The 13,343-nt window shown below is 53.9% G+C and carries 16 protein-coding genes; 11 read left to right on the plus strand and 5 right to left on the minus strand.

Annotated elements, in window-relative coordinates:
- Positions 1 to 141: 141 nt before the first annotated feature.
- Positions 142 to 726, minus strand: a complete 585-nt coding sequence (locus tag AC3CB2_RS02690; protein WP_352931055.1) for a DUF5330 domain-containing protein — start codon at positions 724 to 726, stop codon at positions 142 to 144.
- A gap of 527 nt (positions 727 to 1,253) precedes the next feature.
- Between AC3CB2_RS02690 and AC3CB2_RS02695 the strand changes: the two genes are divergently transcribed.
- Both AC3CB2_RS02695 and AC3CB2_RS02700 read left to right on the plus strand, forming a co-directional pair.
- The gene (locus AC3CB2_RS02695) at positions 1,254 to 2,132 is read left to right on the plus strand and encodes a peptidoglycan-binding domain-containing protein (protein ID WP_352931053.1); all 879 of its coding nucleotides are present in this window, start codon (positions 1,254 to 1,256) and stop codon (positions 2,130 to 2,132) included.
- A gap of 29 nt (positions 2,133 to 2,161) precedes the next feature.
- Complete coding sequence (locus AC3CB2_RS02700; protein WP_352931051.1) at positions 2,162 to 2,533, plus strand: DUF1491 family protein; 372 nt, start codon at positions 2,162 to 2,164, stop codon at positions 2,531 to 2,533.
- On the opposite strand, the gene AC3CB2_RS02705 is transcribed toward AC3CB2_RS02700, so the two are convergent.
- Positions 2,522 to 3,178 carry a hypothetical protein gene (locus AC3CB2_RS02705; RefSeq protein WP_352931049.1) on the minus strand — a complete coding sequence of 219 codons (657 nt, stop codon included), beginning with the start codon at positions 3,176 to 3,178 and terminating at the stop codon, positions 2,522 to 2,524. The two genes, AC3CB2_RS02700 and AC3CB2_RS02705, sit on opposite strands and share 12 nt — an antisense overlap.
- A 389-nt stretch (positions 3,179 to 3,567) precedes the next feature.
- On the opposite strand from AC3CB2_RS02705, the gene AC3CB2_RS02710 reads away from it, so the two are divergent.
- Both AC3CB2_RS02710 and AC3CB2_RS02715 read left to right on the plus strand, forming a co-directional pair.
- Positions 3,568 to 3,768 carry a hypothetical protein gene (locus tag AC3CB2_RS02710; RefSeq protein ID WP_128647346.1) on the plus strand — a complete coding sequence of 67 codons (201 nt, stop codon included), beginning with the start codon at positions 3,568 to 3,570 and terminating at the stop codon, positions 3,766 to 3,768.
- A gap of 54 nt (positions 3,769 to 3,822) precedes the next feature.
- A complete protein-coding gene (locus tag AC3CB2_RS02715; protein WP_352931047.1) occupies positions 3,823 to 4,725 on the plus strand; it encodes a hypothetical protein in 903 nt (300 codons plus the stop codon).
- A gap of 8 nt (positions 4,726 to 4,733) precedes the next feature.
- On the opposite strand, the gene AC3CB2_RS02720 is transcribed toward AC3CB2_RS02715, so the two are convergent.
- Genes AC3CB2_RS02720 through AC3CB2_RS02730 form a run of 3 tightly spaced genes read right to left on the minus strand, consistent with a single transcriptional unit; the run spans position 4,734 to position 8,256 of the window.
- A complete protein-coding gene (locus AC3CB2_RS02720) occupies positions 4,734 to 5,324 on the minus strand; it encodes a DUF1254 domain-containing protein (RefSeq protein WP_352931045.1) in 591 nt (196 codons plus the stop codon).
- Positions 5,321 to 6,022: a DUF1214 domain-containing protein gene (locus AC3CB2_RS02725; RefSeq protein ID WP_352931043.1), complete on the minus strand. Its 702-nt coding sequence runs from the start codon at positions 6,020 to 6,022 to the stop codon at positions 5,321 to 5,323. The genes AC3CB2_RS02720 and AC3CB2_RS02725 overlap by 4 nt, the downstream gene beginning before the upstream one ends.
- Positions 6,019 to 8,256 (minus strand): transglycosylase domain-containing protein, encoded by a 2,238-nt coding sequence (locus tag AC3CB2_RS02730; RefSeq protein ID WP_352931041.1) that lies wholly within the window; start codon positions 8,254 to 8,256, stop codon positions 6,019 to 6,021. The genes AC3CB2_RS02725 and AC3CB2_RS02730 overlap by 4 nt, the downstream gene beginning before the upstream one ends.
- Before the next feature lie 165 nt (positions 8,257 to 8,421).
- Between AC3CB2_RS02730 and AC3CB2_RS02735 the strand changes: the two genes are divergently transcribed.
- The 7 genes from AC3CB2_RS02735 to AC3CB2_RS02765 all read left to right on the plus strand — a co-directional run bounded on the left by AC3CB2_RS02735 (position 8,422) and on the right by AC3CB2_RS02765 (position 13,342).
- Positions 8,422 to 8,901 carry a YcgN family cysteine cluster protein gene (locus tag AC3CB2_RS02735; protein ID WP_008549935.1) on the plus strand — a complete coding sequence of 160 codons (480 nt, stop codon included), beginning with the start codon at positions 8,422 to 8,424 and terminating at the stop codon, positions 8,899 to 8,901.
- A gap of 400 nt (positions 8,902 to 9,301) precedes the next feature.
- Complete coding sequence (locus AC3CB2_RS02740; RefSeq protein WP_352931040.1) at positions 9,302 to 9,814, plus strand: hypothetical protein; 513 nt, start codon at positions 9,302 to 9,304, stop codon at positions 9,812 to 9,814.
- Positions 9,792 to 11,078, plus strand: coding sequence for a DNA-packaging protein (locus AC3CB2_RS02745; RefSeq protein ID WP_352931761.1), 1,287 nt, complete (start codon positions 9,792 to 9,794; stop codon positions 11,076 to 11,078). Before AC3CB2_RS02740 ends, AC3CB2_RS02745 begins: the two co-directional genes overlap by 23 nt.
- Before the next feature lie 219 nt (positions 11,079 to 11,297).
- Complete coding sequence (locus AC3CB2_RS02750) at positions 11,298 to 12,476, plus strand: phage portal protein (protein WP_352931038.1); 1,179 nt, start codon at positions 11,298 to 11,300, stop codon at positions 12,474 to 12,476.
- Positions 12,469 to 12,657 (plus strand): hypothetical protein, encoded by a 189-nt coding sequence (locus tag AC3CB2_RS02755; RefSeq protein WP_352931036.1) that lies wholly within the window; start codon positions 12,469 to 12,471, stop codon positions 12,655 to 12,657. The genes AC3CB2_RS02750 and AC3CB2_RS02755 overlap by 8 nt, the downstream gene beginning before the upstream one ends.
- Before the next feature lie 51 nt (positions 12,658 to 12,708).
- Entirely contained in the window at positions 12,709 to 12,891 is a 183-nt protein-coding gene (locus AC3CB2_RS02760; RefSeq protein WP_352931035.1) for a hypothetical protein, read from the plus strand.
- A gap of 25 nt (positions 12,892 to 12,916) precedes the next feature.
- Positions 12,917 to 13,342 (plus strand): HK97 family phage prohead protease, encoded by a 426-nt coding sequence (locus AC3CB2_RS02765; RefSeq protein ID WP_352931033.1) that lies wholly within the window; start codon positions 12,917 to 12,919, stop codon positions 13,340 to 13,342.
- Position 13,343 lies beyond the last annotated feature (1 nt).

Consider the following 13,343-nt stretch of genomic DNA (forward strand, 5'->3'; position numbering starts at 1 on the left):
TATTCTTTCACTCAGGGTTTTGCAGGGGTTTCTACCGCGCCAGTCTCTCTTGGGCAATACGATTAGATTCAAAATATAAAACAGCCCACACTCCAAACCAGAGTATGGGCCTCAATTTTCTCAAGAAAATGGCAGGAATCTCTAATTCCGACCGTAATAAAGCGGATTTGGCCTCGGTAGTGGCACCGCATGTGCAGGTGTCGCATAAGTTGGCTGACTGCCTGCAAATAAACTTTGCTCTTCAGTATTTAGCTGTGGTGTTGCATTGCCTGCCTGTCCTTGGCTCAGCTGCCAGGGAATATCAAGATCCTCAGAGGTGAGCGCACCAGAGTGGACAGGCTCATCTGCAGCACTGTTCAGGCTTGGCAGAAGCTGACCAGCAGCAACTTCATCAAACGGAATCGCTTCAATGGCGTCCTGAGCGGAAGGCAGGGCTGCATATTGAGTTGGCTGCAGTCCTTCAGCATCACTGTCGCTGAGATAGTTATAGGTCAGCCGAGCTGCCTCCTTGGCTTTCAATCCAACGAGGGTGATGACTGAACTTCCCATCTCACAAGCGTTCGGGTTGCGATCACAAAAGCCGCCTAGATCCTGCACAGTAGACTGCGCAGCTAGGTAGACCTGAACGATCCCGATGGAAGGCGCATCCTCGTCACTTCCGGTCCCGATAGGGAGCAGAAGGAGAACAAGTCCAATCCAAAATGTAGTTCTAAGCAAAAAGAACATTGGCTTCGCCCAAAGGTTTCAATCACGCCGAAAAGGCCGGCAACTTTTACATAGTCGCTTAACTTATTGAAACCATAGGGTTTACTCTCAAATATAACATATATTGTTCTCGATAAAATTAAATCAAATTTTATTTAAATTGAGAACCTGCTGAGTTTTATGCGTATTTCTCGTCTACACAGACTTCGGGGAAGCTGAGATATAATTAACAGGCAGTAAATAAAATTTCCCGCTGGGGCAATTTAGTTCAACCAAAGACAGCGGGATATGTCATTTGAAATTCAACTTGCGCGGCTAATAAGCGTTTCTTTAAGCAAAACTTGATAGGAACAGAAGGACTGGAAAACCGAAACTCAGCCTAATTTAACCCAAGGTTTTATGATGGTTCTCGGTGGGCAGCGGCCTATTCAAAGTGGACTTGTAAAGAGGAGGGCGATATCTCTAACTCCTCAGGAATACACCAGCTAGAATTGGTAGTTGCTGACAACTCGGGTGACACAAAAAAGCGTTGAAAGAGGTAGTGCTTAATGGTGGGGCGAAAGCCAAACGGCAAAAAAGCGAGAAAAGCTGCGGTTCCTGCGGGTGCAGCACAAGCTCAGCCAGATGGTGAGTACCAGATGCACGTGCACTACGATGAAGACGGCGTTTTTTATGAGAATGGCGAAGTTGACCATGCTGCCGTCGCAAATGCTGCCTCGAAAAAGTCGGCAGGCATGAGCAAGCTATCGACACTTGTCCTAATGGCGTTTGTTGGTATGGCATCACTTATTGCAGTCAATGCTGCCTTCCTGCAAGACACCAAGCATCCGTCTCCAATCATGGCAACGCGCGTCTCCGAAAGTCAGCTGGACAGTTCAGAGCTGGTCAGAGCGACGCAAAGGTTGAAGCAACAGGAGCTTGTGGCTGAAGTTCAAAAAGAACTCCGTCGTCTCGGTGTGTATCCCGGTAGTCTGGATGGTCAGTTCGGTCCGGCGACAGAACGCGCCGTGCGTGCCTACCAAAGACAACGCGCCATGAGCGAAACCGGTCAAGTAACGGAAGCTCTGCTGGCCCGGCTAACCATGGACTTCGATGCCTTCACGCCGTCACCCAATTTGTCCGCTGCTGAAGGTGCTGAAATCCCTATTCCGCGTGCAAGTCCCGAGCAGATCCAGGCATTAACGCAAGGCGGCTCTAATCTGACTCAAGTGTCAGGCCAGACCGATGTGATGACAGAGCGCATCAAGAAGCTTCAGCAAACTCTGGCTGACTTAGGATATGGTCCGCTCACGATTGACGGTATTCCTGGCGGACAGACCTCCTCCGCAATCGCCGCTTTTCAGCGTGATAATGCGTTGAAAGTGGATGGCCAGATGAGTGAAGCCTTGTTCTCCAAGCTCGCCGCAGTCAGTGGCACGCGGATTTAAGCCGCAGTTTCAAGAAGAAAGACAATCTGATGCGAGTAACCTCTGAGTTCTGGGTCGCAGCCTACACGCGCCGTTGTTTTGCAGAAGGTGCGTTCGCTGGTATTCGCCGCAAAGGGGCGCAGGAAGCTGGGGCCATCTTTATCATTGTCGATCGCTTGGATTCCACATATGACATCTACGGCCCTGCGCCACAATCTTTCTTTGAGGAAGAAAAGCCTTTGGATCGGGAGTTTGAATGCCTGATGGAGAAGGCATCCCGAGAGGATATTGAAGCAAAGCTCACACGCGAAGAACGTATGGATCCTGACTTCTGGGTCGTTGAAGTGGAAGATAAGGAAGCGCGCAGCTTCCTGTCGCTGCCAAAAGAGCCGGGGCCTGAGGATCTGTTCTCAGGCTTTTAGCGTTGCAAGCTCAGCATGATAATGGGAAGGCCGCGTCAAGGATGTGCCTTGCGCTTTAAGCTCGCGAACAACCGTCTCAGTTGCTTCGAAGATGCTGTGATAGCGCGGCTGACCAACGGCTCCACTCCAACTGCTGATCAGCTGTCGTGCAAGCCTCTTGTTCACGCCAATGGCGGCTTTCTGCAGATCTCTCATGCGATCAGTGTCAACGAGTGTTCCCCAAAAACGCACAAGCAGCTGATCCAGCATACGGGAAGAAAACCCAAGGCCGACGAGCATAACTATAAATCCGTCAGGGTTCGTATGCGTACAGCACTGGTGCACCTGATCCGGTGTGAGCCGGCAAGCATGGGCAAGTTGGCCAACCATGCTGGTGTGCCCGTACTTCAAACCGCGCAGACACAACTCAAAGCATTCTTCTTCTGAGAGGGGCTCAAGAGCGTCTGCTGAAGCGTCAGGATCTGTCAGGCTCTCTTTCAGATCCGCGAAGGAGGAAATCGGTGCCCTTTCCAGAAAGAGGTCTACCAGATCATCCTGAGCTTCATCTGCAGGTGCTGCAGGGTGCAGAGGAGTAACTTTGTGCTTGGAATTGAGAGCAACGTACTCTCCGATCATCTGGTCATGGTCATTTGCAAGTGCTTTCATCACGGCCTCCGGAGCATGAGAGATCGGGCACAACAGGTGCGCTACCTTCAATCGACTGGCCGCAGAGACCGATGACAGGTGCTGCAGCGCTAACTCTTCATACATATGAGAGCTTGCATGAGAATGGCCGGTTTGAGCAAAAGCCTCTGTTGCTGCAATTAAGAGTTGAGACCTGTCTTCCATGAGTGAAGGGACCTGTATACGCAAAACAATTGATTCATCGATGTTTTTCGCTTCCGCCAGAAATACGGGGCGGCGTATATGACATCGAACAGAATTACTAGCTAAATTTAGGGGCAAATGCTTTACAGCTCATTAACTGAAACTCCGCTTAACTGGAGGCTGGAAGAACCAAGAGATTGACCGGTAAATGTGCCAGAGGACAAACGATGGGTACACTTCATGATCTAGTCACCGAGCGCTCGCGAAGGCAGCCTTTGCAGATACGCCGCGCTTATGACCGACAGGCTTCATCTGCTCAGATCCATATCTTTCCCGGTGTCTATCAGATGCCGTCCGGACTGGCCTGCCGCAAGCGGGTGGGCACTATTCGTGTTGTTGAAGAGCACTCGGAATACGAGAGGGACTAGCGTCTCACGTTTTTTGCCTGTATCTCCATTGCTGTTGGCAGTGGGAAATGAGTCATGGGCGAAATTGGGAAAACAGAATTGATGGGCAAGGGGGATAACTTTGCATATCTAATTCGTGATGCTGTTCGCTATGCAACACCAATGCGCCCCAAACGTGCCCTGGCAACCACTCTTCTGGTTCTGTCCTCAACCAGCCTGCTGCTGGGCGCATGTGCCAAACCTACTGGCGATTTTGGCCGGGCCAAACCCAACATCCTGCATGATCGTGTTGCTGAAGATTTGGGGATGCTCTACCGCTACTCCCAAAAGCAGGACGTCTCCAACCTCAATCTGACCGATCAGGAAAAAGAGCTGCGGGACCGTGGTTGGACACTCGTGGTACCACCGGCCTCAGAGGATTGGATCGGAGCCAATAAAGCGCAATTGCAGCGGCAAGGGTTTCTGAATGATCCGTATGCTGCAGTCAATCCGGCTAACTATTACGTCTACCTGCGTTCAGATAAATACCGCTCCAGTGAAACACGTTATACCCGCTTGATCGATGACATGAAGTCCGATCAAAAGCTGCTGCTACCGTTCTGCCAGATCGCGCGGCAGGTTCTTGTCAGCGACCATGAACGTCTGGAAGCTCTGAACCGCCAGCAGGACGTCAATCCAGAGTTTACAACGGGCGTAAAAGCGCGGGTACGCGAGAATAAGTCATTCGTGGACTGGGTTCTGCGCGCCACCGGACGACGCCTGCAAGCCTACCAGATCGCCATCAACGCGCTGGAAGTGGAAACCCCGTCAGCTCAGCAGATCTGGGACGCCAGCAAAGGCTACGAGCAGCTCCGCCGTACTTACGAAGAACTGCCGTCCAAATGCTACGCGGAAGTCAAAAGAAAGCAGGAGAAGGTCGAGCGTCCATCCCGCATCTTCTCCGGCTGGGGACTGGAACGAGCCGCACCGCAGAAATAACCTCGCGGTTAAACTCTCGGCAAGTCTGAACAGGTCGCAGAGCGCAATGCCTCTGAGATCTGGGGCGAATACGCGTTGGATGGCACAAACACGCGGAACAGCGCAAAACCCTTCAGCTCATTCGTTTCAACCACAATCATCTCCTCAAGATCCTCAGGCGGGTTCTCACGCAGGATAGAGAGCTGTTGCGGTGTCAGCACCAGCATGCGCACAGCCTCGCCCTCAGAGGTCTTGTCGTTTAGGCTGTAGGTTACCTGTCCCTTTTCGTTGAACAGGCCAAGAGACCAGAACGGAGAGGGGGCGTAGGTCCGGATGATCAACGGGCCATTTTCAAGGGAGTAACGGCAGATCGCATGGCGCATAGATGGATCAAGATCCGGCAGCGGCTCACTGCGCGGCAGGATTGGCGGCAACATCTGGAAGCTGCGATCTGCGCCAAAATCACCGACGCGTTCGTAAGGTGAATGAGGAACGTAAGCGGGCACGCTCAGAACAATCGCAACATGGATTATCCCCGCAACCAGCAACCCACCAAAGCCCCACAAAATCCAGCGTGGGGAGATGTAAAGGTCCTGCAGTTTTTTCAGGAGGTCATTCATTTGCAGCTCACCAGTTCAACAGCAGGCATCACAGGAGCGCTCAATCCGGCACCCGTTGTATAGGGGATATCGTAGAGCCGCATGGCAAACACCAGTCCGTTACTCCCCCCCGTCGGCAACCAGTTGCCCGGACGTGCCTCAGGAGAAACCTGAATAGCAAACGCACCGGTATGATCCGTCAGGATGCCATGACTGTGCAGGGATGCACGCCCCGCATCTGTCGCAAGCAGCTCCAGAGCATTGTTCAGCGCGGTGATGGTCCAGAGCCGCGTGGCAGGCACTCTGCCGACAATTCTGTAATTACACTGCGGGTCTAGCGCTCGACCGCTGTCATCAAAAGCGGCGTAAAACGCAATGCCTTCACCACTACCAAGCGGAACACGACCGGTCCGCGCAAAGATCGCCGTACTGTAAGGATCGCTGTCCACCGTGCCCGCATGCGGATGAGCAACCCATACACCGCTCTCCAACGCGCTGAACGGAGAGCCACGGTTTAGAGAAAGATACGCGCTGCCTATCCCCACAACCAGTGCGATGAGGATCGAGAATAAAAACGGCCCAAACGAGAAAAACGGTGCTTTGTAAAGCAATGGCGAAATGTGAGGCCAAGGCTTTTGCCAGGAGGTTTCAGCATCATAAATCTGGGTGGTTTCCGGTTCAGGAACCGCCACCAAAGGCATGTGAGGGGTGTGTGTCATCGGGTATAAGTCACATCCGCCTGAGCGCCAGACCCCAGCTGAGCCTGCACGTTTGACTGAGAAATGCTATTGAATGGAAGCGTCCGCAGCCGTTCACCCAGCGCTTCCAGAACCTGCTGTGAGGTTCTGTTGAGCAGCTCTGGCGGGCCGGTCACTTCCACATCACTAAGACCATTGGCGGCAATAACGTCCTTGCCTTCAGGCGGCTCCACACCGGGCATAGCTTTCAGCTCCAGCCCCTGGTGCGCATACTTCATAAAGTTGCCCCAGGTCATGGCCGGAAGGCTACCACCGGTCATACGGCGGGTGGAGGAGAAGTCGTCGTTGCCAAACCAGACAGCGGCGGCCAGATTGCCCGTGTACCCCACAAACCACGCATCACGGTAAGCCTGCGTGGTACCGGTCTTACCCGCTGCCGTAATCCCCTCCAGCTGTGCACGGCGACCTGTGCCGCGCTCCACCACGTTGACCAGCACATCATTCATCATGGCCACCTTCTCAAATGGCAGAATTCTAAGCGCGGGGCCTGCATCGCGGTCATGGTTGTAAAGCAACTCACCCTTGGAATTGCGTAGCTCCAACACAGCGTATGGGTCAACCTTCTTCCCGCCTGCACCGAAGGAAGCATAAGAGCTCGCCATGTCCAGAACCGTCACTTCAGAAACACCAAGCGGCATCGCACGGGTGATTTTCAACTCGCTGTTGATGCCCATCATGTAGGCAGTAGTCGCGATTTTATCGCGTCCGATGGCCTGTGCCAGACGAACTGGAATGGTGTTGATTGACTTGGTCAGCGCCGTTTTCAGCGTCACTGGACCAGCGTAACCGCGGGTATAATTGCGTGGACTCCAGCCGCCAATACTGATTGGACGATCGGGGACAACACTCTCGCTTTCATAGCCATTCAGGAACGCAGCCATGTAAACGAACGGCTTGAATGAGGAGCCCGGCTGGCGCAGTGCATCTGTTGCACGGTTGAACTGGCTTTCATCATAATCACGACCACCCACCATGGCGCGAACAGCACCTTCAGTGGTGATAGCTGCCAGTGCCGCTTCTTCTACGCCGTAACGATCGCTGTATTGGCGCAAAATGCTCTCGATCTGGCTGACTGCTTCGCGCTGGAAGCCCGGGTCAAGAGTGGTGCGAACGGAAATAACCCTGTCATTACTGAGCTCTGGGTACTGTGCAGCAAGGTCTTTCACCTCTTCAAACGCCCAGTCGAGAAAATGGTCCGGTGCCTGGCTCTTTGTCCGGTCAACAGGTTCTGCCGGGTTGCGGCGAGCGCCGATAACCTGTCCCTCGGTCATGAAGCCAGCCTGCACGATATTCGTCAGCACCTCATTGGCACGGGCACGGGCAGATGGTAGGTTTTTATGCGGAGCGTATTTGGACGGTGCCTTGTAAAGCCCTGCAAGCATTGCAGCTTCTGCCAGAGAAATCTCGCGCACGTCCTTGCCGAAATAAAATTCGGAGGCCGCTGCCACACCAAATGTCCCCGCGCCCATGTAAGCGCGGTCCAGATAAAGTTTGAGGATTTCTCGCTTCGTCAGGTTCATCTCAAGCCACAGGGCGAGATAAGCCTCTTTGATTTTGCGTTGTAATGTGCGTTCGTTTGAAAGGAACAGGTTTTTTGCGAGTTGCTGTGTAATTGACGATCCACCCTGCACAACAGAGCGGGCTTTCACGTTGGCAACCATGGCTCGGAAGGTACCAACGAAGTCAATTCCCAAGTGATCAAAAAACCGTCTGTCCTCGGTAGCAAGGGTGGCCTGGATCACGTGGTCGGGAATTTCGTCCAGCGGAATTTTATCGTTCAGCAAGATGCCGCGTTTGCCGAGCGGGTTTCCGAACCGATCAAAAAAGCTCACGGAGAAATCGGAGGTGGTTCTCCAGTCAGAGCGCTCGGTTGCCTTGAAGGCCGGTTGAGCGAAGGTGAGTACAATGAGGAAACCAAAGGCGCAGTAGGTCAGGCCCTCAGAAGCAAGGCCGGCAATGTATTTGGCAGGCCCGCGCAGCGAAAAGCGGCGCATGAAAGCGGAGTACTCGCGAAAGAAAACACCCAGAAACTGGGAGGTGTGCCACAAAGCAGAATCCAGCCAGGCATCGGTTGCAAGCATGCGCTGGGATAGATCCTGAAGGGTAAAAGAGCGCTCCTTACCCTTTTTTTTCACCTTTTCAGCAGAATTTTCCGTGACATTCTGCTTTTCGCTGTTATCAGAGTTCTCTTCCAAACTGATTACCCGTAGTACCGGTCACACCCCTGAATACGCAAGGGGGACAATGAACCAAACCGAAGAACTAAGCGCAGCGTATTTCCGAAATTTCGGAAAAGAAGACGCTTCAAAAAGACCTACTCGCGATATTCCCATCGGAATTTTGCAATGAGAACGACATAAATGGTATCCGTAAACTCTGAGAGTCACCGCCCTTTCTGGCAGACCAAAACCCTTGATGAGATGACCCATGAAGAGTGGGAAAGCCTCTGTGATGGATGTGGACGCTGCTGCTTGAACAAGCTGGAAGATTGGGACACTGGCGCAATCTACTGGACAAACGTCGCGTGCACTCTGCTTGATGGAACCACATGTAGGTGCAAAAACTATGAACGGCGCTTCGACACCGTGCCCGACTGCGTTCAGCTTTCGCCGGAAACTGTAAGAACTTTGAAATGGTTACCGCCAACATGCGCGTATCGTCTAATCCGTGAGGGCAGGGACCTGTACTGGTGGCATCCGCTTGTCTCCAAAGATCCGCAGAGCGTGCATGACGCCGGAATCTCCGTAAAAGACAAAACCATCAGCGAAGATGGAATGGAGCCAGAAGAGTTCGAAAATTATCTCGTCGACTGGCCTGATGAGGAATATACCAGAGACTGATCCTGCAAAATACGTTTATTTTCAATTACTTCTCCACAGGGGGGGAAGCGGGAATAAGTCGAAATTCAAAAACTGTAAAGCCAACGCAGGGCCACATTGCTCTGCGCTTTTTTAAGTGTCCCATCAAAGCCTTACAGCTTTCTTTATTCAAAGTTGAACAAATTCGATCCTAACGTGAAACGGGGATAAGTGTCCATGCCTCTTTGGGTGGCTTATCTTAGGAATATAATCTTGACAGCGCACCGCTGTTTTGATAGTGTTTTGGCATGCTAGAGAAAGTGTGAGTGATGCCGAGGAGGCTTCCTAAGCTTTCTGATCGCACGACATTTTAAAGTTCTGACCAGCTGCTCCTTGTTTCAACGGGCGGCTTTTTTTGTGCCTGACTTTTATAGGAGGGGAGATGGCCAACGAACAGGAGCCCCAAGAGGATGAAGAACAGTCAGCGCGGCTGCGCGTGCCTCTGGAGGTCTGGCAGGTGGTCCGCCGCATGGTGGAAGAGGAGGCGATTTCCATCGCTGACATCGCCCGCAAGACCGGCCTGCCAAGCAGCACCATCACCACCAAGATCAGACGGGAAGGTTGGCTACGCAAGTGGGAGCTGGCCCAGCAACTGGCCAGCTCAGGAACTGAAGAGCGCAAACGCCTGATCGCCCGTCTCTATGCTGCCTTTGAAAAACAGGTGAGCGCACTGGAAGCCAAACTGAAAAAGCTCAGCGGTGATCCGCAATCCGCAGCGGGTGAGATGGATGCCACCGCAAAGGCAATCACCAGCCTCGCCAAAACGCTGGATATGCTGATTGATCTGCAAGAGGCCCATGGTGCGGACAACACAGAAGAGGTGAGTGATGACCAGATGCGACAACAGCTTTCGCAGCGCATTGCAAGCTTGTGTGGCGCAGGGCAAACTTCATGAGTTCATCGCCTCGCTAAGCAAAGATGAACTGAGCTTTCTTCAATATAACTGGCAGGTCTTTGCCCACGCCCACCAACGCCCGCCAGAAGGCCACTGGGCTACATGGCTACTCATGGGAGGGCGCGGCGCAGGCAAAACCAGAGCCGGGGCAGAGTGGGTGCGAGGCAAAGCAGCGGGAGAGGCATGGGCAGGTCCGCCTGCTGGCAACATCGCACTTGTGGGGCAAACCTATGCAGATGTGCGGGAGGTGATGATCGAAGGTGTTTCCGGTCTGCTCGCCGTGCATACACCCAACCAAAAGCCTCAGTGGAACCCATCGCGCCGTCGTCTGGAGTGGCCCAATGGGGCAATCGCAAGGGCCTTCTCCTCTGAGGATCCGGAGGCTCTACGTGGTCCGCAGTTTGATGCGGCCTGGTGTGATGAAGCGGGTAAATGGAGCAATGCAACGGAGACGTTCGACATGCTCCAGTTCGGCCTGCGCCTTGGCATGCAGCCACAACAACTGGTGACCACAACGCCCAAGTCTACCCCGCTGCTGAAAATGCTGCTGCAGGATCAGCGAGTAGTTGTGACAAAAGCGAGCACCAAGACCAACGCCGCCTTTCTGGCCGAAGCCTTCCTGCAGCAAATGGCAGAGCGCTACGGTGGAACTCGGCTCGGCAGGCAGGAGCTGGATGGTGAACTGATCGAAGATCGCGAAGACGCCTTGTTCGCCCGCAAATGGTTCGAGATGAACCGCGTACGCCATGTGCCCGAGCTAAAGCGCATCGTCGTTGCTATCGACCCGCCCGCCACATCAGGCAAGTCGGCAGATGCCTGTGGCATCATCGCGGCCGGCATAACGGAAGCAGCTGAGTTGTTCGTCCTGCGAGACAGAACCGCCCAGGGCCTGCGCCCCGCTGCGTGGGCCGACCAGGCCATCCGGCTCTATCATGAACTGGAGGCGGACTGCCTTCTGGCAGAGGTCAATCAGGGCGGGGAAATGGTACGCGAGGTGATCGAAGGCGTGGATGCCAGCGTGCCCGTCAAATCCGCCCACGCCACAAGAAGCAAACGCCGCAGAGCGGAACCGGTTGCGCTGCTGTATGAGCAGGGCCGCGTCCACCACTGCGGCATGTTTCCGGAACTGGAAGATGAACTCGCAGACTTTGGGGCTGGTGGGTTGAGCAACGGGAAATCACCGGACAGGCTCGATGCGCTGGTCTGGGCGATCACGGAATTGAACCGCCGCCCTACAGGCAAACCACGCCTGCGCAATCTTTAAAAACATCAACAGCATCAAAGGTTAGCTCGCAAACTTGAATCTGTTTGTGAGGATTAATCTCGCGCGTGCTGCTGAAATGCGGGCGCCGATTTTCGGGACAGAGATCCACGAGACGAAAAGCTAAAGCAATTTCTCAAGACAGGCTGAACAGTCAGGTGCTTAAGCAATCTGATTACTTGAATCAAAACATTAAGTTAGAGCAAAAAGGACTCTGATCTCATGGGGTTACGCAGACTTCTTGAATCAGTTTTTTCACCAGCAATGGAGCAGAAAGCCTCCCGGGCAAAATCCGTGGCTTTGATGCGCTTTGGTGAAGGGGCCGTCTGGACCCCGCGCAACTATGAATCACTTATAAATCAAGGATATTTACGAAATACTATCGCCTACAGATGTGTCCGCCTCATTTCAGAAAGTGCAGCAAACATCTCCCTGACCATCAAGGTCGGCGATGCAGAGCTGGAAACGCACCCTTTGATGGACCTGCTGAACCAGCCCACCCCCACACAAACGCGGCGCTCGTTCCTGGAGGAGCTCTACGGCTTCCTGCTGGTCTCCGGCAATGCCTATGTGGAGGCTGTATCGCTGGAAGGCGAACCACGAGAGCTGCACGCGCTAAGGCCTGATCGCATGAAAGTGCTGGTGGATGATGCGGGCTGGGTGGAAGCCTATGAGTATCAGGTGGCCGGTCGCAAAGTGGAACTGCGCAAGGGGGCGGGCGATAAGATCGAGCCCGTTCTGCACATCAAGCTCTTCAACCCACTCAACGATCACTATGGCTTTGCCCCCATCGAAGCGGCGCAGGTTGCGCTGGATATCCATAATGCCGCCGGAGACTGGAATAAATCCCTGCTGGACAATGCGGCGTGCCCAACAGGCGCGCTGGTCTATGGTGCAGGTGATGCCATGAACATGACGGACGATCAGTTCCACCGCCTCAAGGAAGAGTTGGAAAACTCCTATCAGGGTGCCCGCAATGCAGGCCGTCCCATGCTGCTGGAAGGCGGGCTGGATTGGAAGCAGATGGGCATGTCACCAAAGGACATGGACTTCATCGAGCTGAAGAATGTTGCTGCCCGCGAAATCGCGCTGGCTTTCGGCGTGCCACCCATGTTGCTCGGCATTCCGGGAGACAACACCTACGCCAACTATCAGGAGGCCAACCGGGCTTTCTGGCGGCTGACTGTGGTGCCTCTGGCCGCTCGGGTTCTCTCAGAACTCTCCAACTGGCTTTCCGGTGCTTACGGCGAGCAGATCACTCTGGAGTTGGATCTGGATGCCGTTGAAGCGTTGGCACAGGAACGCAAAGCCCTGTGGGATCGTATCACCACTGCTGATTTCCTCAGCCGCGATGAAAAGCGCATGGCCGTGGGTTACGGCGCGGAGGGCGCGGATGGGTGAGTTGATGACAGCGCTCGCCGCAAAAGGAGATCTAGCCCATGTGGTGCTCGGCGCCTGGGCAGGCACGTCCACCTCCATGCTTTTATGGGCACTGAAACAGGTCATCCGGTTCAACCGTCGCTTTGAAGAGTTTATGTGCGAACTGGAAAAACTCAATCAACTGCTGCGCATGGATGTCTGAATCATACGCACAGAAAATGTTGAGCTGACATAAATGGTTTGAGGAGGGCTCTTGACTCAAAAACACAAAGCCGCCGCAGCACCGGAGGAGCGAAAACAACAGCTCACCGAGCGGCGTACAGAATCGGCAGCACAAACCTTCGCCACCTTCACGCAGGCCCTTGCCGGTGTACTGGCAGAGCGTCGTGCGGCGAAGGCAGACGGCATCAACAGGACCAACAAAAACAACAACTGATAGTGCACTAAAGGAGGCAAGCAATTTGAACACAGATCACCCCATCGCCATTGAGGGTTATGCCAGTCGGTTTGAGCTGAGCGATCAGGGCGGGGATGTTATGCGCAAAGGTGCATTTCACACCACCTTGCAAAAACAAAAGCTCTCGGATGTGAAAATGCTCTGGCAGCATGACCCGGCGCACCCCATCGGCAAGTGGCTGCACATTCAGGAAGACAGCAGCGGCCTCTTTGTCAAAGGACTGCTCTATCCTGGTATCGCGCAAGGGCGGCAAGCCATCGCCATGGTGCAGGCAGGTATTCTGGATGGGCTGTCCATTGGCTTCAAAACCCGCCGCGCCCAGCGCAACATCAAAACCGGCAGACGGGATGTGCTCGCAGTCGATCTCTGGGAGATCTCGCTGGTCACGTTCCCTCTGCTGCCATCTGCCCGGCTGACCGTCGTCTCCTGAC

The organism is Pseudovibrio sp. SCP20 (assembly GCF_057774105.1).

Bases quoted from the DNA above. Each gene is read 5' to 3' on its own strand.
- AC3CB2_RS02690 (WP_352931055.1), bottom strand. From the start codon at position 726: ATGTTCTTTTTGCTTAGAACTACATTTTGGATTGGACTTGTTCTCCTT.
- AC3CB2_RS02695 (WP_352931053.1), top strand. From the start codon at position 1,254: ATGGTGGGGCGAAAGCCAAACGGCAAAAAAGCGAGAAAAGCTGCGGTT.
- AC3CB2_RS02700 (WP_352931051.1), top strand. From the start codon at position 2,162: ATGCGAGTAACCTCTGAGTTCTGGGTCGCAGCCTACACGCGCCGTTGT.
- AC3CB2_RS02705 (WP_352931049.1), bottom strand. From the start codon at position 3,178: ATGAAAGCACTTGCAAATGACCATGACCAGATGATCGGAGAGTACGTT.
- AC3CB2_RS02710 (WP_128647346.1), top strand. From the start codon at position 3,568: ATGGGTACACTTCATGATCTAGTCACCGAGCGCTCGCGAAGGCAGCCT.
- AC3CB2_RS02715 (WP_352931047.1), top strand. From the start codon at position 3,823: ATGGGCGAAATTGGGAAAACAGAATTGATGGGCAAGGGGGATAACTTT.
- AC3CB2_RS02720 (WP_352931045.1), bottom strand. From the start codon at position 5,324: ATGAATGACCTCCTGAAAAAACTGCAGGACCTTTACATCTCCCCACGC.
- AC3CB2_RS02725 (WP_352931043.1), bottom strand. From the start codon at position 6,022: ATGACACACACCCCTCACATGCCTTTGGTGGCGGTTCCTGAACCGGAA.
- AC3CB2_RS02735 (WP_008549935.1), top strand. From the start codon at position 8,422: ATGGTATCCGTAAACTCTGAGAGTCACCGCCCTTTCTGGCAGACCAAA.
- AC3CB2_RS02740 (WP_352931040.1), top strand. From the start codon at position 9,302: ATGGCCAACGAACAGGAGCCCCAAGAGGATGAAGAACAGTCAGCGCGG.
- AC3CB2_RS02750 (WP_352931038.1), top strand. From the start codon at position 11,298: ATGGGGTTACGCAGACTTCTTGAATCAGTTTTTTCACCAGCAATGGAG.
- AC3CB2_RS02755 (WP_352931036.1), top strand. From the start codon at position 12,469: ATGGGTGAGTTGATGACAGCGCTCGCCGCAAAAGGAGATCTAGCCCAT.